The organism is Shewanella vaxholmensis, from assembly GCF_031932135.1.
GTDB lineage: Bacteria > Pseudomonadota > Gammaproteobacteria > Enterobacterales > Shewanellaceae > Shewanella > Shewanella hafniensis.
This window is the reverse complement of the sequence record NZ_JAUOEV010000001.1, coordinates 282,466-308,969: the sequence shown is the minus strand read 5'-3', so window position 1 is coordinate 308,969 and position 26,504 is coordinate 282,466. Positions and strand designations below refer to the sequence as shown.

Annotated in this window: 19 protein-coding genes and 1 other RNA gene; 13 read left to right on the top strand and 7 right to left on the bottom strand. The window is 45.1% G+C overall.

Going from position 1 to position 26,504, the window contains the following annotated elements:
- The first annotated feature begins 7 nt into the window (after positions 1-7).
- The gene (locus Q4Q46_RS01185) at positions 8-1,666 is read left to right on the top strand and encodes a carotenoid oxygenase family protein (RefSeq protein ID WP_311905023.1); all 1,659 of its coding nucleotides are present in this window, start codon (positions 8-10) and stop codon (positions 1,664-1,666) included.
- A gap of 64 nt (positions 1,667-1,730) precedes the next feature.
- Here Q4Q46_RS01185 and Q4Q46_RS01180 read toward each other — a convergent pair whose 3' ends face one another.
- Positions 1,731-2,453 carry a YebC/PmpR family DNA-binding transcriptional regulator gene (locus Q4Q46_RS01180; protein WP_006085103.1) on the bottom strand — a complete coding sequence of 241 codons (723 nt, stop codon included), beginning with the start codon at positions 2,451-2,453 and terminating at the stop codon, positions 1,731-1,733.
- Between the two features lie 419 nt (positions 2,454-2,872).
- Between Q4Q46_RS01180 and Q4Q46_RS01175 the strand changes: the two genes are divergently transcribed.
- A complete protein-coding gene (locus Q4Q46_RS01175; RefSeq protein WP_311905022.1) occupies positions 2,873-4,441 on the top strand; it encodes a methyl-accepting chemotaxis protein in 1,569 nt (522 codons plus the stop codon).
- 326 nt (positions 4,442-4,767) lie between these two features.
- Positions 4,768-4,992, top strand: a complete 225-nt coding sequence (locus tag Q4Q46_RS01170) for a TIGR02922 family protein (protein WP_106651195.1) — start codon at positions 4,768-4,770, stop codon at positions 4,990-4,992.
- A 305-nt stretch (positions 4,993-5,297) separates the two neighbouring features.
- On the opposite strand, the gene Q4Q46_RS01165 is transcribed toward Q4Q46_RS01170, so the two are convergent.
- Positions 5,298-5,879 carry a TetR/AcrR family transcriptional regulator gene (locus Q4Q46_RS01165; protein WP_311897937.1) on the bottom strand — a complete coding sequence of 194 codons (582 nt, stop codon included), beginning with the start codon at positions 5,877-5,879 and terminating at the stop codon, positions 5,298-5,300.
- A gap of 133 nt (positions 5,880-6,012) precedes the next feature.
- Here Q4Q46_RS01165 and Q4Q46_RS01160 point away from each other — a divergent pair, with 133 nt between their 5' ends.
- Positions 6,013-7,080 carry an alkene reductase gene (locus tag Q4Q46_RS01160; protein ID WP_311905021.1) on the top strand — a complete coding sequence of 356 codons (1,068 nt, stop codon included), beginning with the start codon at positions 6,013-6,015 and terminating at the stop codon, positions 7,078-7,080.
- A gap of 76 nt (positions 7,081-7,156) precedes the next feature.
- Here the strand turns inward: Q4Q46_RS01160 and Q4Q46_RS01155 are convergent, their stop codons facing one another.
- Positions 7,157-9,574, bottom strand: coding sequence for a Lon protease family protein (locus tag Q4Q46_RS01155; protein WP_311905020.1), 2,418 nt, complete (start codon positions 9,572-9,574; stop codon positions 7,157-7,159).
- A gap of 533 nt (positions 9,575-10,107) precedes the next feature.
- Here Q4Q46_RS01155 and Q4Q46_RS01150 point away from each other — a divergent pair.
- From Q4Q46_RS01150 to Q4Q46_RS01140, 3 genes are all read left to right on the top strand, one after another.
- A complete protein-coding gene (locus tag Q4Q46_RS01150; protein WP_311905019.1) occupies positions 10,108-12,873 on the top strand; it encodes an EAL domain-containing protein in 2,766 nt (921 codons plus the stop codon).
- Between the two features lie 155 nt (positions 12,874-13,028).
- Positions 13,029-14,264: a DEAD/DEAH box helicase gene (locus Q4Q46_RS01145; protein ID WP_311905018.1), complete on the top strand. Its 1,236-nt coding sequence runs from the start codon at positions 13,029-13,031 to the stop codon at positions 14,262-14,264.
- 110 nt (positions 14,265-14,374) lie between these two features.
- On the top strand, positions 14,375-14,887 hold the full coding sequence (locus Q4Q46_RS01140) for a hypothetical protein (protein WP_014620650.1): 513 nt from the start codon (positions 14,375-14,377) through the stop codon (positions 14,885-14,887).
- A 248-nt stretch (positions 14,888-15,135) separates the two neighbouring features.
- Here the strand turns inward: Q4Q46_RS01140 and ssrA are convergent.
- Both ssrA and smpB read right to left on the bottom strand, forming a co-directional pair.
- Positions 15,136-15,491, bottom strand: a transfer-messenger RNA (tmRNA) gene (gene ssrA, locus Q4Q46_RS01135).
- A 71-nt stretch (positions 15,492-15,562) separates the two neighbouring features.
- Positions 15,563-16,054 (bottom strand): SsrA-binding protein SmpB, encoded by a 492-nt coding sequence (smpB, locus tag Q4Q46_RS01130; protein WP_006080832.1) that lies wholly within the window; start codon positions 16,052-16,054, stop codon positions 15,563-15,565.
- A gap of 278 nt (positions 16,055-16,332) precedes the next feature.
- On the opposite strand from smpB, the gene Q4Q46_RS01125 reads away from it, so the two are divergent.
- Together Q4Q46_RS01125 and Q4Q46_RS01120 are read left to right on the top strand one after the other, a co-directional pair.
- Positions 16,333-16,770, top strand: coding sequence for a type II toxin-antitoxin system RatA family toxin (locus Q4Q46_RS01125; RefSeq protein WP_028760728.1), 438 nt, complete (start codon positions 16,333-16,335; stop codon positions 16,768-16,770).
- Positions 16,760-17,092 (top strand): RnfH family protein, encoded by a 333-nt coding sequence (locus Q4Q46_RS01120; protein ID WP_311905017.1) that lies wholly within the window; start codon positions 16,760-16,762, stop codon positions 17,090-17,092. The genes Q4Q46_RS01125 and Q4Q46_RS01120 overlap by 11 nt, the downstream gene beginning before the upstream one ends.
- Before the next feature lie 114 nt (positions 17,093-17,206).
- Here the strand turns inward: Q4Q46_RS01120 and Q4Q46_RS01115 are convergent, their stop codons facing one another.
- Positions 17,207-17,698 (bottom strand): outer membrane protein assembly factor BamE, encoded by a 492-nt coding sequence (locus tag Q4Q46_RS01115; RefSeq protein WP_006080835.1) that lies wholly within the window; start codon positions 17,696-17,698, stop codon positions 17,207-17,209.
- 430 nt (positions 17,699-18,128) lie between these two features.
- Here Q4Q46_RS01115 and Q4Q46_RS01110 point away from each other — a divergent pair, with 430 nt between their 5' ends.
- The 4 genes from Q4Q46_RS01110 to Q4Q46_RS01095 all read left to right on the top strand — a co-directional run bounded on the left by Q4Q46_RS01110 (position 18,129) and on the right by Q4Q46_RS01095 (position 23,094).
- A complete protein-coding gene (locus tag Q4Q46_RS01110; protein WP_311905016.1) occupies positions 18,129-18,920 on the top strand; it encodes an SAM-dependent methyltransferase in 792 nt (263 codons plus the stop codon).
- Positions 18,921-18,979: 59 nt separating this feature from the next.
- Complete coding sequence (locus Q4Q46_RS01105; protein ID WP_226058796.1) at positions 18,980-19,195, top strand: hypothetical protein; 216 nt, start codon at positions 18,980-18,982, stop codon at positions 19,193-19,195.
- Positions 19,196-19,243: 48 nt separating this feature from the next.
- Positions 19,244-20,989 (top strand): GGDEF domain-containing protein, encoded by a 1,746-nt coding sequence (locus Q4Q46_RS01100; protein ID WP_311905015.1) that lies wholly within the window; start codon positions 19,244-19,246, stop codon positions 20,987-20,989.
- 335 nt (positions 20,990-21,324) lie between these two features.
- Positions 21,325-23,094: a monovalent cation:proton antiporter-2 (CPA2) family protein gene (locus tag Q4Q46_RS01095; protein WP_006080839.1), complete on the top strand. Its 1,770-nt coding sequence runs from the start codon at positions 21,325-21,327 to the stop codon at positions 23,092-23,094.
- A gap of 129 nt (positions 23,095-23,223) precedes the next feature.
- Here Q4Q46_RS01095 and Q4Q46_RS01090 read toward each other — a convergent pair whose 3' ends face one another.
- Positions 23,224-25,686 (bottom strand): TonB-dependent receptor, encoded by a 2,463-nt coding sequence (locus Q4Q46_RS01090; RefSeq protein ID WP_311905014.1) that lies wholly within the window; start codon positions 25,684-25,686, stop codon positions 23,224-23,226.
- Positions 25,687-26,504 lie beyond the last annotated feature (818 nt).

Sequence of the window (26,504 nt, the reverse complement as noted above, 5' to 3'; positions counted from 1 at the left end):
CTGCACCATGGATAGACGTCAATTTCTAGCAGGCTCTGCCGCCCTAATGACGACTGCTGTTTGGGCGAGTTCAGTGGATAAATTACTGGCACTGGATAACGCACAAGCGGTCGCCCGTGAGCCATGGGCCATAGGTTTTAATGGGGCTGAAGGCGACTATCAGCCGCTCACTATGCAGGTTTCGGGCGAGTGGCCAGCGCAATTGAGCGGCAATCTATATCGTAATGGGCCTGCGAAAATGTCTCGGGCAGGTAAGGCATATCAGCATTGGTTCGATGGCGATGGCATGGTGCAGCAGTTTAGTGTGGCCAATGGGCAAATTCAGCATCAGGCTAAGTTTATCCAAACAAAGAAGTTTAAAGTGGAAGAAGCCGCTGGCGCATTTAAGTACACCACCGCAGGCACAGTGATCCCCAATGCTTTACCCATTCGCAATAACGATGACTTGAATGTGGCTAACACCAGTTTATTACCGCGCCACGGCGAGTTGCTTGCCTTGTGGGAAGCGGGTTCACCCTATCGACTCGATGCGCGGACCTTAACCACGCTCGGCGTTAAAAGTTTTGGCGACAAGTTTAAGGGCTTACCCTTTTCCGCCCATCCACTTGATGATGGACAAGGTGGACTGTGGAATTTTGGCGTCTGGTATGTCGGCGGCGAGAAGCAATTACTTGTGTATCAAGTGGCAGCCGATGACAGCATTGCCAGAATGGAAGTGATTGAATTACCGCAGGCGAGTTACTTACATGCCTTTGCGCAGAGTGAAAATAAGCTAGTGTTTTATATTTCATCTTGCGTGTATGAAGAGGGCGAAACTTATATCGATGCTTTTAAATGGCGCCCAGAATTGCCATCGCAATTACTGGTTATCGACAAAGCCGACTTTAAAGCGCGCCAGTTACACCAACTGCCTGCAGGATTTGTGTTTCACTTTGGCCAAGCCATTGAGAAGAATGGCGAACTATCAGTGCAGCTTTGCCTCTATCCTAATTCGGCAATTTTAACTCAAGGGATGAAGGGGTTACTGACGGGCGCCCGAAAAACAAAAACACCCCATGCCGAGTTAGTGACGATCACAGTACCTCTCACAGCACCACTTACAGCAGCTAGCAAAACGCAGTTTGCGGAGACCTTGTCTTCCTCTGCACGAATTAACCGCAGCGGCGTGATGATGGAGTTTCCCCAGTTTGGGCAGCACACTATGAGTAACAAAGAGTCTGCACAGCAAACGAGCAATGCTGAAAAGCTTGCAGAGAAAATGGGCGGAGCTTCAGAGTTTGTCCCGTTATTTGGCGTTGGAGCAAGATCAGACTCTGCTACTAATTCTAACTTTAAATATGAAGCCGAATCTGAATCAGGACTGAGTAATACTCTGTATTGTATTCATAATGCAAAAGATAGCAGCCAGCACGGTACGGATGCACTTGGCGACGCGAGCTATAGCGCGTTTTATCTTGGCAAAGGCAAGATTGCCGAAGAGCCGCTCTATATCCCCGCCACTGAGCAGCATGAAGCCTATTTGTTGATGACTTGGCTCGATTACCACAATGCACAATCTGGCTTGTCTTTGTTTCGTGCCAGTGACATCAGTGCGGGACCCATTGCTTCGGCTCAGATGAACAGAGTATTGCCGTTAGGGTTTCACGGTTGTTTCATTAACGCTTAATATGTTGACCTATAAACAAAAAACGCAGCCAAAGGCTGCGTTTTATTTCAGGCGAAAGCGGTGTTTAGTCTTCAATTTCCGCATTGTGATAGACGTTTTGTACGTCGTCACAATCTTCTAAAGCGGCGATAAACTTTTCAAACATGGCCACATCTTCACCTTCAACTTTAGTCATGTCCTGCGGTACGAAGGTGATGTTGTCGAATTCGAAGTTAACCTCTGGCATCGCTTCGGTCAGTGCAGTTTTGACTTTAAAGTACTCAGTGTGCGGCGCGTAAACTGTGATTAAGCCATCTTCCAGCTCAACATCGCTCACATCAACGTCAGCCATCATCAGCAGTTCTAAAATCGCATCTTCGTCATCACCGGCAAACACGAACACGGCTTGATGATCAAACATGTGGCCAACAGTACCTGGGCCGCCGAGTTTGGCATCGTTTTTCACGAAGGCTTGACGCACTTCGGTGAAGGTACGTTTTACGTTATCGGTTAGGCAGTCAACAATGACCATGCAGTTGCCAGGACCAAAACCTTCGTAACGGGCGGTATCGTAATCTTCACCACCGCCGCCTTTGGCTTTTTCAATTGCGCGTTCAATAACATGCGCAGGCACTTGGTCTTTCTTAGCGCGTTCAATCAAGCGACGCAGTGATAAGTTTCCATCGGGCTCAACGCCGCCTTGTTTAGCGACAACGTAAATCTCTTTACCGTAGCGTGAATAAATGCGGGTTTTTTGACCGGCTGTTTTCGCCATGGATTCTTTCTTGTTTTGATATGCTCTGCCCATCTTGATCTCGTTAGCTCAAAAAAATTGCGCCGATATTAGCAGTTTTCTTGGCATAAGTGCAGTCGTCCCTATGTGATTTATTACCGAGAAGGCGACGGGGCACGCATTTCAGGGCAAAGTTGGCTTTTTCAGGCGAGGTTATCTTGAGAATGGACTAAGACTAAATCACGCGAAATTAATACTAATGTCTAATGCCATGCGCGCGTGAGACTGTTGATGATAGTTAACTGCTACTTTGTTTATCTAGCTGGATAAATTATCTAGCTTATTCAGAGAAATAGACTAAAACTATAAATCTTGAGCGCTATCATAGTTAGCCCTTCTGAGTCAGCTCTAATTGATTGCAGCTGAACGAGGGCGAATGATTCGACTCTTAGCATTTCCCTTTCATTTTTACCTTGCTCAGTTACGGGAAGTATATGGAAATACAGCACAAAGTTTTAATTTTCATCAGTTTCACGCTGGTCACTCTGGGGAGTTTATTGCTTGCGGGGCTGCATCTTCCGAGCATTGTGCAGGCGCTGATCTTGGGCGCAATCACCTCTGGCTTAGTGGTGTGGGTGTGTTTGCGCGCAACTAAGGCCAAGCTCGACACCGATGAGGCAAATACTAAGGCATTAAAAGATCAAAGCCTTCCTGCCCATGATATCAGTGTGCAAACCAGTAAAATTGCTATCGGTTCGGCTGAAGTGTCGCATTTTATTGATTTACTCAATAAATCAATTGAATCAAATGGCGAGCATGCCAGTGCCATTGCGGTTGCTGCGGGGCAATTGAGTCATACCACGGCCCAACTTGGCGATAATGCCGCCGATATTTTAGGTCAGGCACAAGAGGCCGAGCGCGTTAGCGTGCAGGGGCGCAGCCAAGCTCAAAAAGGTGTGGCGGCTATTCGCTCACTGAGTACGGATATTGATACCGCCGCCGAGCAAGTACAGGCGCTTAAGTCGCGAGCCGAAGAAATCCAAAAAATCACTGAAGTGATTAACTCCGTTGCCGAACAAACGAATCTGTTGGCGTTAAATGCGGCCATTGAAGCGGCTCGTGCGGGAGAGCAGGGCCGAGGTTTTGCGGTTGTCGCAGACGAAGTTCGCAGCCTTGCGGGTAAAACCGCAGGTGCGACCCAAGATATCGGCAAGATGCTATTAGAAATCCGCAGCGAAACCGATAAAACCTCTGGGCTGATGGAAAGGGTCGTAACGCAAACCGCCGATGTGGTCGCGGCTATGGGCGAGTTAGACGCGCACTTCACCGAGATTTCGGCCTCTGTGACTCAATCGGCCCATGCGTTAGGTGACATGGAAGATTCGCTCAAACAATATAACAATACCACTAATGACATTAGCAGCTCGGTGACTCAAATCCGTGATTCGTTAAATTTAACCGGTAAACAGAGTCATAGCGTATCCGAGCAGGCCTTTACCTTATCTTTGACCACTGAGGGGATTTTTAAAGCGCTGTCTAAATGGGATACACAAACCTTCGATCAGCAAGTTTTGCAATTGGCGAATGCCGCCGCTAAAGCCTGTGGTGACAAGTTAGCACAAGGTTTAGCCAGCGGCAGTTTTAGTGAGGCGGATTTGTTTAATCCTAAATACCAACCGATTGCCAATACTCAGCCGCAAAAATACAGCACAGCTTTCGATCGTTATACCGATCAGCATTTTCCAACGATTCAAGAACCCATTCTGGCAAAACACCGCGAAATAATCTATGCGGGAGCCGTTGATAAAAAAGGTTATTTCCCGACTCATAACAAACGCTTTAGCCAAGCACTGACGGGTAAGGTCGAAGTTGATATGGTGCATAATCGAACCAAACGTTTGTTTAATGATCCGACAGGCATCCGCTGTGGCGCTCATACCGAGCCTGTATTACTGCAAACCTACAAACGGGATACGGGCGAAGTGATGCACGACTTGTCAGTGCCTATTTTTGTGAATGGTAAACATTGGGGCGGATTTAGGGTGGGATTTAAGGCTAAGTAAAGTCATCACATTTAGGTTATTTACTCTAAAAAATGCATAAAAACGCACCTTGGGATGTATTACATATGTGATCCTTGATGGGTAATTGATTAACATAATAGAAATAGATTGGCATCTTTTTGCTGAAGTGCTTAAATAGCTCAAGATGCACAGTTAGATACAGTGTTGTGCACCATAATAAAAATATAAAAATTAAATAAGACCTTAATCATTTGATTTAAAAGTGTTTAAAATATCTTTGGGGATATTTTAATTGGTAGAGGACAGGGAGCTCTCTTGCGACGTAAAACAACGCAGCAGACGCTGCTTAATGTGAGTTAAATGTGATGCAAGCAAATCAAGCGACTGTTACTGTTCTATATTATGATGCGCCCGTAGGGCTAATTATGCACAATGCTGTGCTAGCTGATTTACCTGTGAGTGACGCTGGACGTGTGATGATACCGGCAAGTTTTCGTAAGGGAAAATCGATCATTGCCGTACTTGAAGGTGAATGTAAGATACTCAACTCATTGGGCGAGCGGGTGTTTGCTCAGGTTAACTTAGGCTGAAATGAGACAAGTATTCAATAACTTGCCATTCAAAAGTAGTCATATTTGGGACGCATAATAGCCTTGCAAAAAATAGTCGTCCCGATCTTCCAAGCAATACTTCTTTTACTCTTTTTATAATGTCGGAACTATTCACTGCCCTTCACTGGCTTGCATGGCGATAGCTTCTAAAACGTCAAACTCAATAACTGATCCTCAATAGCTCAACACTCAACGACATCTGAGCGATTACCCACTAAGCATTGGTATTCCCAGTGTCGATTTTAGTCGCCCAGATATTTGTTATAGAACAGATTAAAATGCCTTTAATGGCAGACCTCAGTCAGCAATCGTTCGGCAAGATGTTGAAGGGTTTCGGCATTTGGATGGGTGTGAGCGAAGGTTCTTAAACCATAAATTCCCATCATAAAATATTGGGCTCTTTGCTCGTCGCTGCGATGACCTTCTAGCAGTCCTTGCTCGGCTGCGCTGGTAAACTGCTGCGTTAGCGCTTGCTGCCAAGATTGCAGATACTGATTGATGATATCTCTAATCTCAACATCTTGCTCAGCCACTTCATTTAATGCCTTCGTCAATAAACAAGCTTGGGCGCTATCACAACTTAGGCATTCTGCAACAATATGATCTAAATAAGTTTTTAAGTTCGTTAGTACATTTTCGCTATTAACGAACAGGCTGTTGAACTGCGTATTTCTGTCGAGTTGATATTGCTCAATGGCCGCGATTAGTAATCCGCGTTTATTGGTAAAAGCACAGTAAATCGACCCCGGATGTAATCCCGTGGCTTGAGTTAGATCTTGCATGCTTGTTTTGGTGTAACCCTTGTGCATGAAGGCGGCCATAGCGCCACGAAGTACCTGTTCTCGGTCGAACTCTGCATTACGCATCGAATTTAATTCACTTGTATAGAAACGCTTAGGCCAGATTCTACCTAAATTTGAATAAACATTCAAAAATGAACTTGAATGATCGTTCAAATAATAATATCTTGAATGCATATTCAAGAATGGGACTGAGAAAATGACCACACAAACCACGCCAAATTCATTGGTAAATCTGTTCGATACCTACTCACTTAATGACACTATCACCTTAAATAATCGTATCTTAATGGCACCTTTAACCCGTTGTATGGCGGATGCCGATTTAGTGCCGACCGATGATATGGTTGCCTATTATGCACGCCGCGCCGAAGCGGGTTTGATCATCACAGAGGCGACGATTATTCGTCCCGATGCTCAAGGTTACCCAAATACCCCTGGTATTTTTACTCAAGCGCAAATTGCTGGCTGGCGTAAAGTGACCGATGCGGTACATGCCAATGGCGGTAAGATTTTTGTGCAGTTATGGCATACGGGCCGTGTTGCTCATCCACACTTTTTCGGTGGTGGCGATGTGCTTGCGGCATCAGCGCAGAAAATTGAAGGCAGCGTGCCAAGAATGCGCGAACTGACTTATGTCACGCCAAAACCCGCCACACTTGAGGATATTCAAGGCCTAGTGCGTGATTACGCCAAAGCGGCGGAAAATGCCATTGAAGCTGGCTTTGATGGTGTTGAGATCCACGGTGCAAATGGTTATTTGATTGACACTTTCTTACACCATGACAGCAATCGCCGCACCGATGAATACGGTGGAACACCTGCCAATATGTCCCGTTTTGCGCTTGAGGTTGTCGATGCTGTTGTGGCTTGTATCGGCAAAGACAGAACCGGTTTACGGATTTCTCCAGGGGCTTATTTCAATATGGCGGCAGATAGTCGTGACCGCGAAGTGTTCGATTACTTCTTGCCTGAGCTGGAATCCCGCGATATCGCTTTTGTGCATATTGGGATTTTCGATGACAGCATGGAATTCGATTATCTTGGTGGCAGAGCTTCAAGCTATGTGCGCGCACACTATGGCAAAACCTTAGTGGGAGTTGGAAGCTACAGCGCTGAAACCGCCAGTGAAGCGATTGCGGCGAATAAGTTTGATTTGATTGCTATTGGTCGCCCATTCATTGCCAATCCTGACTATGTTGCTCGCGTGCGTGAGGGCGTTGAACTGGTTCCTTACAGCGACGAAATGCTAGCAAGCTTAGTGTAATTTCGCTTAATAGCTTTATAAAGAAAGGGTTAGCATGTGCTAACCCTTTTCGTTTATTTTATCTCGTGCCTTTTATTTAATCCGTTTTAACTAAGGATCTGAGTGCGGTGAGTTTTTGCTGAGCGATGCCGAAAATGCTCTCGGGAGAATATTGCCCTTGGCTAGGTGTGGCCGTTTGCGGCAAACTTCCTGCGGTTTTACCGAGCAGTAATTCCATTGCTTGAGTCACATGGGTAATAGCCCAAATATGGAATTCGCCCTGTGCCACTGCATCGACAATGTCTTTGCGCAGCATAAGGTTGGCCATGTTCGAGGCCGGAATAATCACCCCTTGCTCCGGCGTACGGCCTTTTATTTTACAAACATCGAAGAAGCCTTCAATTTTTTCATTCACGCCGCCAATGGGTTGAGCCTCACCAAATTGGTTCATCGAACCTGTGATGGCAATATCTTGCCTAATTGCTTGCTCGCTAATCGCTGAGATAATGGCGCAGCATTCGGCCATCGATGCGCTGTCACCGTCCACACCGCTGTATGATTGCTCAAAGGTGAGGTAAGTGGTGAGCGGGATTTGCGCCGTCTTACCTAAAACTGATGCTAAATAAGCGGTTAAGATCAACACGCCCTTAGAATGGATCCGGCCTCCAAGTTTGACTCTGTGCTCGATATCCATCACTTCACCCTTACCAAACGCAGTGGTTGCTGTGATGCGATTGGGCATACCAAACTGATGATCTGAGGTCGAGATGACGGATAAGGCATTGATTTGCCCAACCACTTTGCCTTGAGTGCTGATCAAGGTGGTGCCGTTGGTAAAGCTCTGCATTATATTGTCATGCAGACGCGAGACTCTTTGTTCTTGATTTCGCAGTGCTTGCTCAACGTGCGGCACTAAAATTTGCTGACTGCCTGCCGATTTAGCGCAGTAGTTTGATTCCCGCAGTAGGTTGGCAATATTGGCCGAGTGTAGCGACAGTTTTTGTTGATCTTCGGCTTCCCGCGAGCTGTATTCGATGATGCGCGCTATTGCGGCGCGATCGCAGTGCAGCATGTTGTTGTCGTGGACTATGCTCGAAATAAAGCGGGCATAGTGCGCCTCAGAGGCGGCGGTTCTGTCCATCACATCTTCAAAATCGGCGGTAACGCGGAATAACTCACTAAAATCAGGATCATAGTGCTGTAACAGCTGATAGGTTTCATGATCGCCAAAAAGAATAATTTTCACATCTAAGGGGATAGGCTCGGGCGCCAAGGAAATCGTACCCGATAGAGACACTTCCCGTTCGAGTGAGCTTAAATCCAGTTTGCGTGAACGCAGGGCGCGCTTTAGTCCGTCCCACACATAAGGGCGCTCTAATACTTTAACGGCATCCATCAATAACACGCCGCCATTCGCCTTGTGCAGGCTGCCGGGACGGATAAGTGAGAAGTCGGTGAACACTGTGCCTCTAAATGTGGCGTTCTCCACATAGCCAAATAGGCTGTGATAACTCGGGCTTTCTTCGACGACTATGGGGAATTTTTGAGTGCCTTGGCCGACCAAAACGTTAACTTGGTAGCGGCGGGGCATTTTCTTTTCTAGGGAAGCATAGGCTAGGCCCAATTGTTCTTCGCTTTCTTCTAAGAAAATATCCAGATTATCTAAGATATCCGCCTGCATACCGGTTAAGAAAGTGCGCGCTTCTGGCTGGTGCTTGAACTTATCTTTAAGTGGCTTAATAAAATGGATTAACACTTCTTTGGCGACTTGCTCGTCATGCTCTTGCTGCTTGTCGCTAAATTCTTCTTCCCATTCTGTGATTTGGCGAATAATCCCGCGCAGTTTCACTTCTAGGCCATTGATATTGCTTTCAAATTGGCTGCGTTCAGCATCGGTCAAGGCTTCGAATGAGGCTTCGTCGTGGGGCTCTTCACCATTGAGGGCTAACATTTGATAGTCGCCCTGCATGGTCAAACTGAGGCTGATGCCCTTTTGTTTTGCTTCTTCGGTTAATTCAGTGAGTGCGACTTCTTGCTTCTGTGCCAACTGGCTTTTTAGCTTTTCGGTGCGGGCATAATACATTTCATTATCAAAGGCTAAAGGCATAGCTTTGACAAGTTTAAGCATCAACTTTTCGACGGCTTTTTTGAATTCAAGCCCAGTACCAGCAGCGAGTTTAAGCACTTTAGGGCAGCGAGTATCATCGAAATTAACCACGTAGCACCAGTCGTATAGCGTGTGATCGCTTGGCTTGTGACGGCTTAAATAACGCAGCATCATGGTCCGTTTGCCTAGACCGTTCTGGCCGATGGCGTAAATGTTATAGCCCTTTTCTTTAATCCCCATCGCAAACTCTACCGCTTGCTGGGCACGTTCTTGGCCGACAATATCATTGAGAGGTGTGAGTTCTGCTGTCGATTGGCAATCTGTGCTTAATTGGTCGAGTTCGCAAATGCGATACAGTTGTTTACTGTCGAGTAGGGTGGCTTGGCTTGATACGACGTCAGTGGGCATAAATATCCTTGGTTTTTCAGCCTTATTATTTCCATTGTAGACAATAAGATAGCATTTTTGTCAATCAAAACTCTGTTATTGCTGATTTATGTCTTTAGGGATAGTTATCTGCTGCTCACAAAGTGCTGTAGCACTGCGGTCAGGCTTAATCGGTTAAGTCTAACTAATTGTTACGCAATAAACTTATCCCAATACTGACTCGAAAATTTTGTGCTAAAGTAGCAAAGGCAATGTCACGGCACTTAACTGTGTTAAGACACGTTGAGTAGGCTAGAAAGAGTCGGCTAGAAACATCCCTCTAACCTTGATGGTTTGACCTCTCCAGCCTTAAAAGGTGGTTATGATGAGGACGGTTTGCGATTTAAGATTAACGCCAATTTAAATGTAGTGGATTGATATTAAACGTAAAATTTTATGAAGTTTTACCCCTTGGTTAATGCTTTCCCTCTGGGGCTAATGTGAGCATGCGTTTGGGGTCTTACGGTATTCTCGCCGTGGGTCGATTGAGTAGTAACTAAGTATTAGTTGGCAAGATGATGATAGATGTACCTATTTCGCAGCAAGAGCTGGATAACTGGTTGAGGGACGTAAACTTAGTCGCCGAGATATCAAACAGTAAAGCAATATTAATAGCATGGAATGCTGCGGGTGAACTTAGCAGTATGTTAAGTTCAGATTCTGCGGCTGAAAGCGAAATACAGGCAATACTCTGTCAGTTAAGTGGCAATCATTCGGCGAAAACCCTGCCTATCGCAACATTATCAGCTAATACGTCATCAACCGCTACACAGTCCAAAGCCACTCCATCAAAAGCCACTCCATCAAAAACGACGACATCAGAACTCACTTCCAGTCCTTCAGATGCTGTTGAAACTTCCGTTGATGCCCAATTAGTCCAAGAACAGTTGGTCAGCCCAACCGAGCCGATTTCGGTATTGCCGCGATTAGGTCACCATCAAATCACCTCGTTATTATCTGTGTCAGAGTTAACTGAGCTGGTCAGTCAGTCCCAATTGATCATAGATACTCGGCAGCACTCAGATTGGCGCACTTGTAGCGCGATCGGCAGCGTGATTTGTTTATCCCTCGCTTGGCCATCTGGGGCAAATTTTGGCTTTTTATGTTTTTATCACAACGAGGCGCTCGGCGTAGATTCGAAAACGCTGCAGCTGGCAAAGCTTATCAGCGATAGCATTCAACGCCAGTTAGGCGAGATATTGAGCCAACACAGTGCGGCTGAAGCATTAAGCCGAGGTGCGCCAAGCTGTGTCGATGCGGTCGATTTACAAACCTTTATCGATAGTTTTGAAGAACATATTTGGATGAAAAACGCCGCTGGCATTTACACACTCTGTAATCGCAGCGTCGAGAAAGCATGGGAAATGCCCCGAAGTGAGATTGTCGGTAAATCCGATGTCGAACTCTTTGGTGCTGAAATTGCGAATATTTTTCTAGAGGGTGATAGGCTCGCTATCGAGTCTGGTATGCCAATTATTGTCGCTGAGTGTTTAGATGGCAATGAAACTAAAAATCATCTTTGGTTAGAAACGCTCAAACTCCCAACCTTAAATCCCCAAGGTGAGTTTGTGGGCGTTATCGGGATGACTCGCAATATTTCTAAGCATAAAGCGGTTGAAGAACAACTGACACTGGCGACCAATGTGTTTAAAAACTCGGTCGAAGGTGTGGTTGTGACCGACAGGCACGGCAATATTACCGACGTTAACGGCGCCTTTTTTGAGATCACAGGTTATGTAAGGGATGAGCTGATCGGTCAGAATCCACGGATTTTTAGCTCGGGTCGCCATGATAAAGCATTCTTCGACAAACTGTGGAATGCCTTGTTGGCAAACGGTAAGTGGAATGGTGAAATCTGGAATCGGCGTAAAAATGGCACTATTTTCCCGCAAAATATCACCATAAGTACGATTTATGACGAAGTCGGTGATGTGCGTTATTTTGTCGCTGTGTTTGCCGATATTTCTGCCCAAAAAGAGAATGAAGCGCAACTCACGCACTTAGCGTATTTCGACCCGCTAACGCATTTGCCTAATCGCATGAAGTTTATGATGCAGCTCAAACAAGAAGTACGGCAAGCTAAGCGGCTGAATTTGCAGTTAGCGACTGTGATGATAGATGTCGATTTGTTTAAGCATATCAACGACAGTTTTGGCCATAGCATAGGTGATGAAATGCTGGTCGAGCTTGCCAAGCGTTTACGCAGCCAAGTAGGCGATCAGGATGTGTTGTCACGGATTGGTGGCGATGAGTTTGTGGCGTTAATTTCGGGGATCGATAATAACGAAGATGCCACGGTTGCCATTAATCAATTACGCCAAGTATTTGAACAACCCTTTATTGTGAGCACAGGCGACCACTTGCGTTTGACCGCGAGCATGGGCGTGTCTTTGTATCCAAATGATGGAACCGATGCGGACACTCTACTGCGTAACGCCGATGCGGCCATGTATCGTGCAAAAAATGATGGCCGCAATAATTATGCTTTTTATACTGAGTCCTTAACGCAGCAATCTTTTGAACATCTTAAGCTGCAAAGTGCCCTCTATGGTGCGATTGAGCAAAATGCCTTGTACTTGATGTACCAGCCAAAACTCGACTTAGTGTCTCGAAAAACCGTGGGATTTGAAGCGCTGCTGCGTTGGCACGATCCTCAACTGGGTTTGATTTCTCCCGCGGTATTTATACCCGTGGCAGAAAAAATTGGTCTTATCCATGAGATAGGTTTATGGGTGTTAGAAACCGCCTGTCGTCAGGGCATGCGTTGGCTTAGTGAAGGTAAACACTTTGGCCGCATTGCAGTGAACGTGGCCGGACAACAGTTACAGCGTAGTTCCTTTGTGGATGATGTAAAACGTGTCTTAGCTGAAACGGGCTTGCCCGCCAAACACTTAGAGCTTGAAGTGACCGAAAGTGTGATGATGCAAAATCCCGATCTTGCTATCCGTGACTTAAAGTTACTGGGCGATCTGGGCATCGAATTATCTGTTGATGACTTTGGAACCGGTTATTCATCGCTGAATTATTTGAAAAAACTACCCATCCATAAGCTGAAGATTGATCAATCCTTCGTGCGGGATATTCCCTTCGACACTAACAATACCGCGATTGCTAAGGCTGTGATTGCGCTTGGACATGCGTTGAAGCTCGACATTATCGCCGAAGGAGTGGAAACCAAAGAACAAGCCGATTTTCTGCAACAAAATCAGTGTGATCAAGCCCAAGGTTATCTCTTTAGTCGTCCGCAACTACCAGAAGATCTCGACGCATTTCTATCGTGATGCTGGCGTATTGCGAGACTGACTTATGGTAAGGCTGACTATCGTGAAATTGATTTAGTTTCATCCGATAGAACCACAGGGCTAGCGCTATGGCGCTAGTCGCTTGGGTTTGTGTCTGCTAAAATTCTGGTCATTATTTTCAGTGGTTAACCGCAATGTCTTTTAGTGTCTTATCCTTAAACTCCACATTAGTGAATACCTTAGCGAGTCTTGGCTATGAGTCGCCAACGCCTATCCAGCTAGAAGCGATCCCTACCATCTTGGCGAAACGGGATGTGATGGCTGGCGCCCATACGGGCACAGGCAAAACCGCAGCATTCGCCTTGCCAATCTTGCATCATTTGTTGGCACTCAGCCCTTTGCAAGAGTTAACGGCGGTGAGACCTGTACGTGCATTAGTCTTAGTGCCGACACGTGAACTGGCGGTGCAGGTACAGCAGAGTTTTGTTAAGTACGCTAAAGGGACCGATATCCGTATCGGCATCGCCTACGGCGGCGTGAGTATCGATGCGCAGGTTGCCGTGTTTAATGCAGGGATAGATGTGTTAATCGCAACACCGGGTCGCTTACTCGATCACCTCAGGCAAGGCGCATTGAGTCTTAAGCAATTGAGCGTGCTTGTGTTTGATGAAGCCGACCGTATGCTCGACATGGGCTTTATGGATGAAATTCAAGCCGTGCTCAAGCAAGTGCCGAGTGACAGACAAACGTTATTATTTTCTGCCACCTTAGATGCCGCCATCTTTAGCTTAAGTAAAACCTTACTGCACGATCCCAAGTTGATTGAAGTAGCCAAGCGCAACACGACCGCTGCCGAAATTGAGCAAGTGGTTTATGCCGTCGATGCCGACCGGAAAACCGAACTCGTCAGCCATCTGGTGCGCAGTAAAAACTGGCACCAAGTGCTGATTTTTAGCCGCACTAAGCAAGGCGTCGACAAACTGGTTCAGCAACTCAATAAAGCCGATATTAGTACTCAGGCGTTTCACGGTGACTTATCCCAAGGTGCGCGCGAGAAAGTCTTGCAGGAATTTAAACAAGGCAAGATCCAAGTGCTAGTGGCCACGGATGTTGCTGCCCGAGGCCTAGATATCGTTGAGCTCAAGTATGTGATTAACTTTGAGCTGCCTTTTATCGCGCAGGATTATATTCATCGTATTGGCCGCACAGGCCGAGCGGGCAGTGCAGGGCTTGCCATCACCCTTTTTAGCCAAGAGGACGCCCTATTACTGGAAGAAGTCGAAGTTGTATTGGACAAGCGTTTACCACAACAATGGTTACCCGGCTTTGAACCCGACTTTAATAAAATGGACACCGAACCAAGGCGTAACGGCAAAGCGGCCCAAAAACAACGTGCCAAAAAGCGCGCTCTGGGCGGTAAGAAGCGTTAATTTTTTATAGGAGTTTGTGTAGCGGTGTAAAGTTAATCATGTTTATCGTTTCACCGTCAGTTAGCGTTTTAGTATGATTCGGCCTTTTTGAATTGTTTTTTGGGTGTTGTATGAAGCGATTGATGCTGTTTTTGGTTTTTATCTTGTCTATTCCTTCCGTGATCATCGCTGCATTTGTCTTTGAGGATATAGGAGGACATATTTTATTCTCTTGGTTCTCATTTACCCTTGGCCTCATCGGGATTGGTGGAATATTGAGATTTAGAGAGGATCAATTTTTAACATACGATATCGTTGAAGGGACTATTATTTCACTGGATGAAAATACCAGATACAGCCCAGAACATGAGCACTTCAGGTACCAACAAATTTTCATTAATCCGGTTGTAGAATATTTTTGGCAAGGAAAACGTTATACAAGAGGAACTCTGATTAATTATGACGAACAAGCTTACACTCGGTTTGGACCTCAAATCGGTGACAAGATCAGTTTATGTGTTCCAATCAATTGCCCTGAAGAAGCGATTGAAAACAAATTCCTATCTAGATATATACATTTAATCATTGGTTTAATTTCTATTTCGATTTCAATCGCACTTGCTGTATTACTCTTCTCGTACTGATTTTTGCCGTTTTCATAGGTTTTAGTGATGGCGGAGCCAATCGTTAGCAGCAATACGTATGTCTTAGATGGTCAAGTCCAAGCAGGTGATCTGAGTTATATATCTCATTCTCAAACTACCCAAGCTAGAAAATCTCAAACCATCCGAGCTAGCAAAGCTTAATTGTGGAAATAAAATCTCAAATTGCGTTCCATGAGCAGAGCAAACAAAAAGGGCTTAACCTTGCGGTTAAGCCCTTCTGGTAAAATTGGTGGAGGCGGCGGGACTTGAACCCGCGTCCAGAACACCTACATCCAAGGCACTACATGCTTAGTCTCTCTTTTAATTAACCCGAATAAACTCCGAAAGACAGGATTTCATCGGGCGAGTCCGGTACTATTTCGCGGTTCACCCCCGGACGGAGTTCCCTCGCTATCAAATGTAAGATGACCATCTGTATACACTGCCCATTTGAGAGACCTGTGTCAGATGGCTAGCTAGCCTAAGCTGCTAGAGCGTAGTTATCGTCGTTTGCAACTATAACTTTGCGGCTTTTTACGAGGCCAACCGCCCCTCGGCATGCTCCCAGGGTTTCGTGAATCCTGTCGAATCCAGAATCGCCCCCAAGAATTTGATTGTAACCCGTAGCATAATGATTACCTAGCATCATTTGCTTCAAGTTCAATCGTTTGTTCATTATCCGTGCGTTTTTTCTTTTTTCATCACGCGGGCTTTTTCAACTTCCCATTCACGCGCTTTAGTATCTTCGCGCTTATCGTGATCTTTCTTACCTTTACCTAGGCCAATCTCCACTTTCACCCATGCACCTTTACGCCAGTACATAGAAATAGGAATGATGGAGTAGCCTTGACGCTCGACTAAGCCTGCCAGCTTATCGAGCTCTTTACGGCTGAGTAGCAGCTTTTTCAAGCGCAGGGGATCGCAGACAACGTGTGTCGATGCCGTATTCAAGGGAATAATGGTGCAGCCATGCATAAAGGCTTCGCCATTTTTCAGGAATACGTAACAGTCGGACAAGTTGACCTTACCCATACGGATAGATTTAACTTCCCATCCCATTAGGGATAGGCCGGCTTCCATTTTCTCTTCGAAACGGTATTCGAAGGTTGCGCGCTTATTACGTGCGATAGTCGCAGGCGCGGCTTTGCTTGAATTTTTCTTTACCATAGTGGCGCCATTATACGCACGGTGATTCAATTTGGTATTGATATAAGGTTTTATTTAGTTAATTTCAAGCCTCTATCGTGTTGTTGCTGGTTTTTTGAACGCCATTAAGGGGTTGAGTATCAGCTTAAGTGCACAAGGGGTGCGTTTTTTACGTATCGTGATAAAATCCGTGCAAATTTTGATTGCTTGCCTAAGTTGTTCATCACGTGTGCGTTCTTTTCGTGCGTTTGAGTTTGCTAAGGTCGCTGTGAAGTCGTTAGTTAAGAGTGCTAAGTCCTATGCCGCAAATTTCTCGAAGTGTGTTAGTCCGTTTTAGTGCGATGCAAATGTATGACTTAGTGAATGATGTCGAGTCGTATAAAGAGTTTTTACCCGGTTGTGTGGGTGGCAAAGTCTTAGAATTTGACGGCAAAACTATGCTGGCATCTGTGGATGTGAGTAAAGCGGGGATCCGTAAGACCTTTACGACTCGCAACCAAGTGGTTCCTGGTAAGAGTATTGATTTAACATTGGAAAATGGACCCTTTAAGCATTTATTGGGGCAGTGGCGTTTTACTGAGCTGACTGAAGAAGCCTGCAAGGTAGAATTCGAGCTGAGTTTTGAGTTTTCAAGCTCGTTAGCCGATATGGCCTTTGGTAAAGTGTTTAATGATCTTATGGTATCAATGGTGACGGCATTTACGAGTCGCGCTAAGGTAATTTACAGTGACAAATGAGACAGATAAGTTTGTAGTTGATGTGGTTTACGCCTTACCTACACAGCAAAAAGTGATTTCGGTGAATGTGAATCCTGGCACGTCAGCGATAGAGGTGGTGCGTTTAAGTAACATATTGAGCTTTTTCCCTGAAATCGATTTAGAGACGGTTAAGCTCGGTGTGTTTAGTAATGTGGTCAAACATGACCAAGTGATTTTACCAGGCCAAAGGGTTGAGATTTATCGTCCTTTGATTGCTGATCCTAAGGATGTGCGTCGCCGCCGTGCGGATAAAGCTAAAGATGAAGGCCGAGCGAATAAAGTGACGGGTGGACGAGCTTAATACGATTGGTATTAAGACTTATATCAGTTTGCCATCATTACTCAATGAAAAAGCGCCCTTGGGCGCTTTTTTGTATTTCATTGACTGAGAAGAGCATAAGCAAAGTTTAGGATATTACTTAATTGGTTTTTGAACTTGCGCTTCTGTTTGGTTTTCTTTTACTAAAGGTTTGGCATCTGGACGCTGTGCAGGAATTTGTGGCACTAGCTCAGTTTTATTACCCGTAGGTAAACTGCTCTGCTCGAGCGGCGTATCAAATTCTTTGCTTAGCTCATAATCGCCATTCACTGCGGTGAGTTTATCACCCGTAAAGTGCAAAATGAGTTCTTTATGCGTAATGCTGGCATCGCGTCCACTCTTGTAGTGATAGACGTAGTACCAAGTATCGTCGGCAAAACTATCGCGTAATACCGGTCGGCCGAGAATGTATTCGGCTTGTTCTTTGGTCATGTCAATGCGCAACTTTTCAACTTGTTGCGGTTCCATGTAGTTACCCTGTGGGATGTCGGGCTTATAAATCAACCAATCGAACACACTACAAGCACTGAGCGAAACAGAGAGCGCCACAGCGCTCAGCAGGGTAAGACTTTGCTTTTTATTGATCATTGTATGCGCTACTTCTGAAAATCTGGCGGCCATAATACCCAAGCATTCCCCCTCATGACAAGGGCAATCGGGCTTTGCTGCCGTCATAGATCGAATTGTGTGACTTTTCGACCCGCGATGTTGGCTTTAGTTCTCAATCTTTAAGGATATTTATTACTGTAAGTCACTTGGCTGCTGTGGGTGTGCTTTTTCAGCCTCTGAACCGTACTGCTTTACTGCTGACAGGATTGGACAAAAGGAAATGGGAGCCAGATTTCTTCTTTAAAGCCAAGCGATTAGTCGGTAAGTCGATAAACCGTTTATGTGGCGTTAACCATAGTAATCTTGCGTAAATCAGATTAAAGTTACCGATATGTTTTTATTATGTTCTTGTGCTGTGGCTTTAGTTATGAGTTCGCAGTGTTTGAAATAAAATATTGGGATAGATGCTTTGGGTTCTTTAGTTTGCGTAGGCACGGGTTTACAGCTGGCCGGACAAATCAGTGTAATGAGCCGCAGTTATATTGAGCACGCCGATGTGGTGTTTTCACTCCTGCCCGATGGTTTTTCGCAGCGTTGGATCCAGACTATTAATCCTAATGTCATCAATTTGCAGCCGTTTTATGCTCAAGATGGCGAAGTGAAAAATCGCCGTGAGACCTATGAGCAGATGGTGAGTGCTATTTTGGACGCCGTTAGAGCAGGAAAAAAAACAGTTTGTGCGCTTTATGGTCACCCAGGTGTGTTTGCTTGCGTGTCTCACTTAGCGATTAAGCAGGCGAGGGCAGAGGGGTTTGCTGCAAAGATGGAGCCTGGGATATCGGCCGAGGCGTGTTTATGGGCAGATTTAGGTATCGACCCCGGTAACTCTGGGCATCAAAGTTTTGAAGCCAGTCAGTTTATGTTCTTTAATCATGCGCCCGATCCGACAACTCATTTGTTGTTATGGCAAATTGCTATTGCTGGCGAACATACCTTAACTCAGTTTCATACTACGAGTGATAGGCTGCAGATTTTGGTTGAACAACTGCATCAATGGTATCCACTGGATCATCAAGTGGTGATCTACGAGGCTGCTAATTTACCCATTCAAGCCCCTAGAATTGAGTATTTGCCGTTGAGTAAGCTGCCCGAGGCAAACTTGTCTCCCATCAGTACGTTACTGATCCCGCCAGCAAAAAAACTCGAATACAACTATGCTATTTTAACCAAATTAGGTATTAGGCCTGAAGATTTAGGCTAATTGCGAGAGTCGTACTTCTGAGTTGAATTCGGAAGTCATCATTAAAATAAGGAAAAAGTATGTCTGCATTATCCGATTTTTTTACTCAGTTAGGCCAAAATGCACAGTTGATGCAAGCGTATCAACAGGACCCTGAGGCCGTAATGCGTGCCCATGGGTTAACTGATGAAGAAATTGCAGCCGTCATGTCGGGAGACATGGAAAAACTGAAAAGCTTGAGTGGGGATGATGATTGTAAAGCCTACTTAGTTATTTCCCATGGTAATGGTGAGTAATTGAAACTCCTGCGCGCTTTTTTGTGGTTATGTTCGGGCATATTTTGTATGCCCTTAATGGCTGCAACTATCAATTTTGATGAGGTATTAGCTGATCTGGAGCAGCTACAACATACCGATATGCAAAGTGCAATCACTAAGCTCCATGAACTTGAAGCTGATTTCGAGCATATGACGCGCTTTCAACAAGGGCGCTTATTGGTATTTAAAGGGACTTCATTTATTTATGCAGGTCAATATCAAGAAGCCCTAGATAATTTAATTCAATCTGAAAATTTAGTTCAAAATAGCGATTATTTATTTTCTGCCTATAGCTATGAGGCAACTGCGTACATCGCCCTACGGAACTTTAAAGACGCTTTTGTTGTAATGAGCAAAAGCCTAGGGCTAATAGATCGAATAGATAATATAGATATCAAACGTGCTGCATATCTACGTTTAGCCAGTTTGTACTCTGCAATGGGTATAAAAGAAGAGGTGGGAACCTACGCGGCTAAGGCAGAATCGCTTGCTGCAGCAGATAATGTAAAAGATATTTGTACTGCAAAGTTGTATTTATCAGTTTATCAATTAGAGCTAGAGGCCTTTACTAAGGCGTTTGATGAATTCCAGTACACACACGATTTTTGTGAGTCTAATGGCTTCCCATTGATTTCGTTTATTGCATTGAAAGGGATGGGTGAGTCTAAGTTAAGGTTGCAAGAATACTCTGCTGCAGTTGCTTTACTTTTGAAAGCATTAAAGGGATATGAGTCTTTTAATTTTCAACTAGAAATTAATAGTGTCCATTCTTTGCTAACCGAAGCGTATTTTGCACTAAAGCAATCTGCTGAGGTGGTCGAGCATGCCAAGTTCGTTACGTCATTACCTAATGATCCTAGTTATACCGAGTTAAAACATACTGTCTTTAAAGTGTTAGCGGGCTTAAATGCTGAGAATAAACAGTTTGAACAAGCCTATGAGTACTCTAAAAAAGAGCAGTATTACAATCAGCTGATGTTTGATGAAGCGAAAATGAAAACGTTAGCGTATCAGGCGGCAAAGTTTAATGCTGATGAACAGTCACGTGAGATTAATTTATTGAATAAGGAACGTGAACTGTATGTCGCTCAGCAAACGGTAAAAGAGCGCGAATACACCAATATGCTGATGTTTGTCACTATTCTAGTAGGCGGACTGTTCTTCCTCGGGATTTTGTTAGCTGTAGGTCAGATGCAGAAACGCAAGTTTATGCGTATGGCGAGAATGGATGCATTAACAGGCATCTTGAATCGCGGTGCAGGGCAAGAGTTAGGGGAAAACCTTTTTGTGCAAGCCACGGCCCGCGGTGGGGATTTCTGTGTCATTTTATTTGATTTGGATTTCTTCAAACGGATCAACGATTCTTTTGGCCATGGAACTGGTGATTGGGCGCTTAAAAAGGTGGTCGATTCCCTTAAATCCCATATCCGAAATGGTGATGTTTTTGCTCGTATCGGCGGTGAGGAGTTTGCGATTTTATTACCCTATGCCGATGAAGAGAAAGGCATGGAAGTGGCGGAGCAGTGCCGAGCCCGTATCGAGGCCATTGATACCCAACATTCAGGACATAAGTTCGTCATTACGGCGAGTTTTGGCGTGAGCGGTTTAATGGCTGATGATCTGAGTTTGGACCCATTATTTCACCGAGCCGACATGGCGCTTTATGCCGCTAAGGCCAATGGCCGCAATGCCGTAGTACGCTATTCTGACATCTTAAAATGTGACAAGCAGGCAACTGATTTACGGCGTCATATCGCATCGCCCTCGGTGTAATGTAAGCCGAGTGAGCATTTAGTCTCATCCTGAGTTGGCAAAAGTCCTTACTGGTTTTTATTCTTCCTTCATTTATTTCTCGTTTTGGGTTTTGCCGCCACTCACTAAAATGCGATAACAGTCTAAGGCGTCTCTGAACGCTCTTTTACTTTGCTTTGTTGCTCCAGTTGATTTCCCCCACGCTTAAGTGTTTTTCGTACCAAAAATTTCTCATTTTTAATGAATTGCCTTGACCTTGTTAATAAATAAATGGGATATCATAGTTGCTAATTTGCCTAGCTGCGGCTGGGCCATTATATGGAACACTGCACATTCCTTTTTCCGTTGGAGCCTTCATGGAACAGTCGAGTTTACTCACGTCGGTGCTGCTATTTTTATTGGCGGCGGTTATTTTTGTTCCTTTGGGTAAACGTTTTGGCGCCGGCCCGATTCTTTCCTACCTAGGTGCAGGGATCATTTTAGGCCCAGGCGGCATGGCCTTAGTTTCTGATCCTGCTGCTGTGTTGCATTTTGCCGAGTTAGGTGTAGTGCTGATGTTGTTTGTGCTGGGACTCGAATTAAATCCAAGTAAATTATGGGAACTTCGCAGTGCTATCTTTGGTTTAGGCAGTGGTCAGTTGTTGTTATCATGGGCTGCGATTGGTGGTTTGGCTTGGGGCTTTGGCTTGTCTGTTGACGCAGCTTTAGTGGTTGGCGCCGCGCTATCTTTATCATCGACAGCCTTTGCTGTGCAGTTAATGAGTGAACATAGGTTGCTCACAACCCCACTCGGGCGTGATGCCTTTGGTGTCTTGTTGATGCAAGATCTTGCCGTTATCCCCATGTTGCTGCTGACGGCATATTTGGCGCCCAATTCGGCGCAGATTGAACATCATGCCGTGCCTTGGTACTGGACGTGTCTAGCCCTAGTAGGGTTTGTGTTAGTGGGCAAATACTTACTGCCAAAACTCCTTAAGTTAGTCGCAAGTAGCGGGGTGCGTGAAGTGCTCACCGCCTTTGCGTTATTGCTAGTGATGGGCAGCGCTGAGTTAATGGAGTGGCTTGGACTCTCTGCGGGTATGGGGGCATTTTTGGCGGGTATTATGCTCGCAAACTCAAGTTATCGACATCAACTTGAAACCGACATCGAACCCTTTAAAGGCTTGTTGCTTGGGCTGTTTTTCATGGCGGTCGGTATGAGTATGGATTTGAAATTATTGATATCAGATCCGTTACTTATCTTAGGTATTTTAATGGCGATGCTGCTGATTAAAACGTTTGTGCTGATGGTGCTGGGCCGCATTCGGCACCACAAATGGCGACCGAGTATTGCATTGGGGTTGATCCTTGCCGAAGGCGGTGAATTTGCCTTTGTGCTGTTATCCCAGGCGCAGTTATCTGGCATTGTCGGCGATAAAATTGCGCAAGTGCTAGTGCTGGCGATTGGTTTGTCTATGGCGGTGACGCCGATATTGTTTACCCTGTTTCGCGCAACTAAGGCCAAGGTGGTGGACACTCGCCTGCCAGATACAATTAATGTCACTGAATCGGAAGTGGTGATTGCCGGCTTTGGCCGAGTAGGCCAGATAACCGGGCGTATTTTGGCCTCCTCTGGGATCCCTTTTGTCGCATTGGATAAGGATGCGAGCCATGTGGATGTGATTCGCAAATATGGCGGTGAGGTCTATTTTGGTGATGCCAGACGCTTAGACATGTTGATGTCGGCGGGGATCGCGCGCTCGCGTTTGTTATTGCTGGCCGTGGACAGTGTTGAGGATTCCATCGAAATCGCCCAGCAAGTGAAAACCCATTTCCCTCATATCCACATAGTCGCGCGGGCAAGGGATCGTAACCATGCTTATCGTTTGATGAGTCTTGGGGTGACAGATGTCTTTCGTGAGACCTTTGGTTCAGCGCTTTCGGCCAGCGAGAAGATCCTCCAAGGTTTAGGTCTATCTCAGGTACAAGCCAACGAGCGGGTAAAAATCTTTGCTGAGCATGATAAGAAACTGGTGATTGCGAGCGCAGCTCATCAAAATGATTTAGCGACGTTAATCAATCTATCGAATAAGGGGAAGGCAGAGTTGGAATCCCTTATGCGCGGTGATAGGGAGAATGTCAGTTAATACGCTGGGTATCATTTGCCATTATCGATTAAGGATTTAGATGTCAAAAGAGAGCATAAATGCTCTCTTTTTTGTTGGAAACATATCCACTTTCGCGCTGCTGTTTAGCGCTTAAAAACTATTTAGCGTTCAAAAACTATAGCTGTATTGCAGTTTGACGTTGCGTTCTTCACCCGGCATACCGCCTAAGAACATCGCTTTACTGTAATAGTCTTTATTGAATAGATTATTGATATTAAGCTGGACTTTCCAAGAATCAGTGCTGTAACTCACCGCCGAGTCGACGACGGTATAGCTAGGCACGTAACCGTCTGGAATACCAAATGAGCTCGAGTGCGTGCTGCGATCATCTACAAATTTAGCACCAAGGCTTAATTCGATTGGGCTTGATAAGCTAAACCAATCGGCGCCATAGGTCACCCAAGCGCTGGCAGTGACATAAGGCACGCCTTTTTGACGGCTATTGTAGGTTAAACTACTTGGATTTTGTTTATCCCTTGCATCTTGGTACATGCCGTTAAGGTTGATACGCCAGCTGTCGTTTAAGTGGGCATTGAGATCGAGTTCAACCCCTTGGGTATCTTCACTTCCGTCGTAAAAATACACGGGTACTTCTGGTCCTGATACACCTATTTTATATTCTTCATTCGTATAGGGCACATTGGTACGCGAGCTCTTAAAGAGCACCAATGATGCGAGCATTTGATCATCAAAGGCTTTAAAGCGCATACCCAGATCATTGCTTACCGATTCTGAATCTTCACGGTCAGTATTTTTGCCGGTCACAGTGCCTAATATACTGTAAGCAGTCCGCCCCTTAGAGTGGTTCAAAAAGAAAGATAAGTCGTCCGTCGGCATATAGGTTAAACCTAGATTATAGGTGATGCCGTTATCCGTAGTGTCCTCTTCCTGCGTCGCAGCAGCTTGACTTGCACTATAGCGTTCATCGACACCTAAGTGTTCATAACTTTGTTTTATCTCGTTAAAGGCAACGCCTACACGCGTGGTGAAGCCATGTCCTAAATATCCCACGTGTTGTAATCCTAGACCCCAAGCACTGACCTTTTTGTCGTAGTTAGCGGTCTTGAGTGGGTCATAGTCCTCAAATTTACCTGTGCCCCAATTAGGATTACGGATGTCATAAATATAAGGCAGGGAGCCTTGATAAGTAATTTCACCTTTCTTGTTTTTAAAGATTTGATCGGCATCGTAGATAGAATATTGCTGGAAGCGAATATTACGGTCTTCATAGTTGGCATTGACCAATAATTCATTGTCTATGTTACCAATTTGGAAGTCATAACGTAGATCGGCAAAGTACTGCCACGAAGTCTCGTCGGCATCGACTTTACGGTATTCCTGACGTCTTGCAGCAAAAGGATAAAGTACGCCATTTTCAACTAAAGGCGATCTAGGCTCTTCGTTAATCACGTCGGTAGGTACGTTTTTAATCTTGATGTTACGCTTCCAATAGACGTAGTTATAGGCGCCAGTTTGGCGGGCGAAACCTGACGTGTAGTCGCGATACTGCAATTGTTGATTGAGGAACAAATTGTCAGTGAAATAGATATTATGGGTCAGTTTAAATCTTAACTCTTCACCCTCATTGTCCTTCGCCATGGGGGAAATCAGCCCTGCATCACCAAACGAATAGGGGGTTAAGCCGTCAGCGCCCGACAACGAGGCCGCTAACTGCTGACGCTGTGCATCGGTGAGTTGTAGACCATTACCATTGGGATCATTGACCAGATCTTGCCACGTGACCTCGCCCGCGCTCTTACCGCCGACAGATTCTGCATTGTAAATCCGAATCGGGTGACCAATTGAATCAACGGCAATAGCATCTTTTATGTAAGCACCTGAAAGCATTAAATCTTGGCTATCACTTAATACCCATTTTAAGGCGCCATAGATTTCGTCTCTGTCTGTACCGATATCGCGATACCCATCACTGCGGCCAGATTTGGCGACTAAACGGTAGGCGACATCATCGCTCAGGCCGCCCGTGCTATCCAGAGCAAGGGAGTAGGTGTCCCATTGGCCCATTTCGGCGCTGAACTTATGCTTTGACTCAAACTGCGGTTTCTTTTCAATCAGATTGATCACGCCGCCAGCACTTCCCATGCCATAGAGTCCAGTCGCTGGGCCTTTTAATACCTCAACGGATTCAACGTTGGTTAAAGAGCGCGTGGGGTTGAAGGTATTTCCTAGGCCTGCACCGCCATACATACCGTCATAGGTGTAATTTGCGCCTAAACCACGGATGACTATGTTGTCACCAATGCCATAGTTATTTCCCGCTTGAGTTACGCCACTGATGTTACGGATCAAGTCCTGCAGATTATCTGTACCTTGGGTTTCGATCAGCTCTTGGTCAACAATCACTACAGCTGCTGGGGTTTCCATAAGAGACATGTCGGATTTAGTCGCCAGCCCTGAATTCTTCACTACTGAGTTCTGTCTGCCATAAACCGTGATGCGCTCAACGTTGGCTTCAGCATTTGCTGATGTCGAGTTGACTTCGGCGTGTGCGGTTTGTGATAAAACAGAAAGGCAGGCGAGTGCAGTTAGCGACAAACGAAATGGTTTCATTAATGGTTCCCCCAAATAAATAGGTCGCGAATAGTAATGATTTGCATTTAAGTTGGCAACAAATGTTTCAGCATTTATTGTCGAAATGTGCAGTGCTGCCAATAAATGCTGCACAAAGCATCTTTTTGAGCAAACCAGTAATGGGTTCTAGCAAGAGAGAAGCGTCATAAAAGGGCTGTTTTACGCTCCATCCCGTTGTAATTTCAAATTTGTTTCATTTTTTTTATAAAAAAGTGATTTATTTTTTGAGTTAACCATCACATCCCACCTTGTTGATCGGGAAACGCAACCCTGTACTTAGTCTGTACTAGACTCTGTTATTTTTTCGTTTACGTAAACGTCAAAATGAAACGATCGTTTAAATTTATGGTGATGGTGGCAGTCGTTATCATTATGATTTATATGGATTTAGCTTGCTTCCCTCTAGGTTAGTTCAAAACATTGGGTATTTTCTACTTAGGTCTAATAGGGTAAAAATGCTGTATTTATATATTTACCATTGGTTATTTAATTACGTAAATAATTACTTTGCGTGGGGGTTGGTAAAGTTGTCTGACAAGTTTCATTTAACTCAAATTACCCAATGTAATTAAAATGTTTAATGTATTTTATATCATGAGGTTATGTTGTTTTTTGTTACTTGGTCAGACCAATTTTAGCATGCTTTTTACTTAGGTTAGTGCCCATTTTTGTCAATCTTGGACTGTTGCAAATACAAACGTTTGTCGGTAAGTTTTAGTTCGAAACAAACATTTGATGGTTTTTTGGTGAGTTTATAAGCAGCTGTGATTGGGGATGCTACTGCTTTATATGTCAGC

What these genes read in the sequence shown, in the direction of transcription:
- Q4Q46_RS01140 (WP_014620650.1), top strand. Translation starts at nt 14,375, where the DNA reads ATGAAGCGATTGATGCTGTTTTTGGTTTTTATCTTGTCTATTCCTTCC.
- Q4Q46_RS01175 (WP_311905022.1), top strand. Translation starts at nt 2,873, where the DNA reads ATGGAAATACAGCACAAAGTTTTAATTTTCATCAGTTTCACGCTGGTC.
- Q4Q46_RS01185 (WP_311905023.1), top strand. Translation starts at nt 8, where the DNA reads ATGGATAGACGTCAATTTCTAGCAGGCTCTGCCGCCCTAATGACGACT.
- Q4Q46_RS01165 (WP_311897937.1), bottom strand. Translation starts at nt 5,879, where the DNA reads ATGCGTAATGCAGAGTTCGACCGAGAACAGGTACTTCGTGGCGCTATG.
- Q4Q46_RS01125 (WP_028760728.1), top strand. Translation starts at nt 16,333, where the DNA reads ATGCCGCAAATTTCTCGAAGTGTGTTAGTCCGTTTTAGTGCGATGCAA.
- Q4Q46_RS01150 (WP_311905019.1), top strand. Translation starts at nt 10,108, where the DNA reads ATGATGATAGATGTACCTATTTCGCAGCAAGAGCTGGATAACTGGTTG.
- Q4Q46_RS01160 (WP_311905021.1), top strand. Translation starts at nt 6,013, where the DNA reads ATGACCACACAAACCACGCCAAATTCATTGGTAAATCTGTTCGATACC.
- Q4Q46_RS01105 (WP_226058796.1), top strand. Translation starts at nt 18,980, where the DNA reads ATGTCTGCATTATCCGATTTTTTTACTCAGTTAGGCCAAAATGCACAG.
- smpB (WP_006080832.1), bottom strand. Translation starts at nt 16,054, where the DNA reads ATGGTAAAGAAAAATTCAAGCAAAGCCGCGCCTGCGACTATCGCACGT.
- Q4Q46_RS01145 (WP_311905018.1), top strand. Translation starts at nt 13,029, where the DNA reads ATGTCTTTTAGTGTCTTATCCTTAAACTCCACATTAGTGAATACCTTA.
- Q4Q46_RS01090 (WP_311905014.1), bottom strand. Translation starts at nt 25,686, where the DNA reads ATGAAACCATTTCGTTTGTCGCTAACTGCACTCGCCTGCCTTTCTGTT.
- Q4Q46_RS01180 (WP_006085103.1), bottom strand. Translation starts at nt 2,453, where the DNA reads ATGGGCAGAGCATATCAAAACAAGAAAGAATCCATGGCGAAAACAGCC.
- Q4Q46_RS01155 (WP_311905020.1), bottom strand. Translation starts at nt 9,574, where the DNA reads ATGCCCACTGACGTCGTATCAAGCCAAGCCACCCTACTCGACAGTAAA.
- Q4Q46_RS01100 (WP_311905015.1), top strand. Translation starts at nt 19,244, where the DNA reads ATGCCCTTAATGGCTGCAACTATCAATTTTGATGAGGTATTAGCTGAT.
- Q4Q46_RS01170 (WP_106651195.1), top strand. Translation starts at nt 4,768, where the DNA reads ATGCAAGCAAATCAAGCGACTGTTACTGTTCTATATTATGATGCGCCC.
- Q4Q46_RS01095 (WP_006080839.1), top strand. Translation starts at nt 21,325, where the DNA reads ATGGAACAGTCGAGTTTACTCACGTCGGTGCTGCTATTTTTATTGGCG.
- Q4Q46_RS01115 (WP_006080835.1), bottom strand. Translation starts at nt 17,698, where the DNA reads ATGATCAATAAAAAGCAAAGTCTTACCCTGCTGAGCGCTGTGGCGCTC.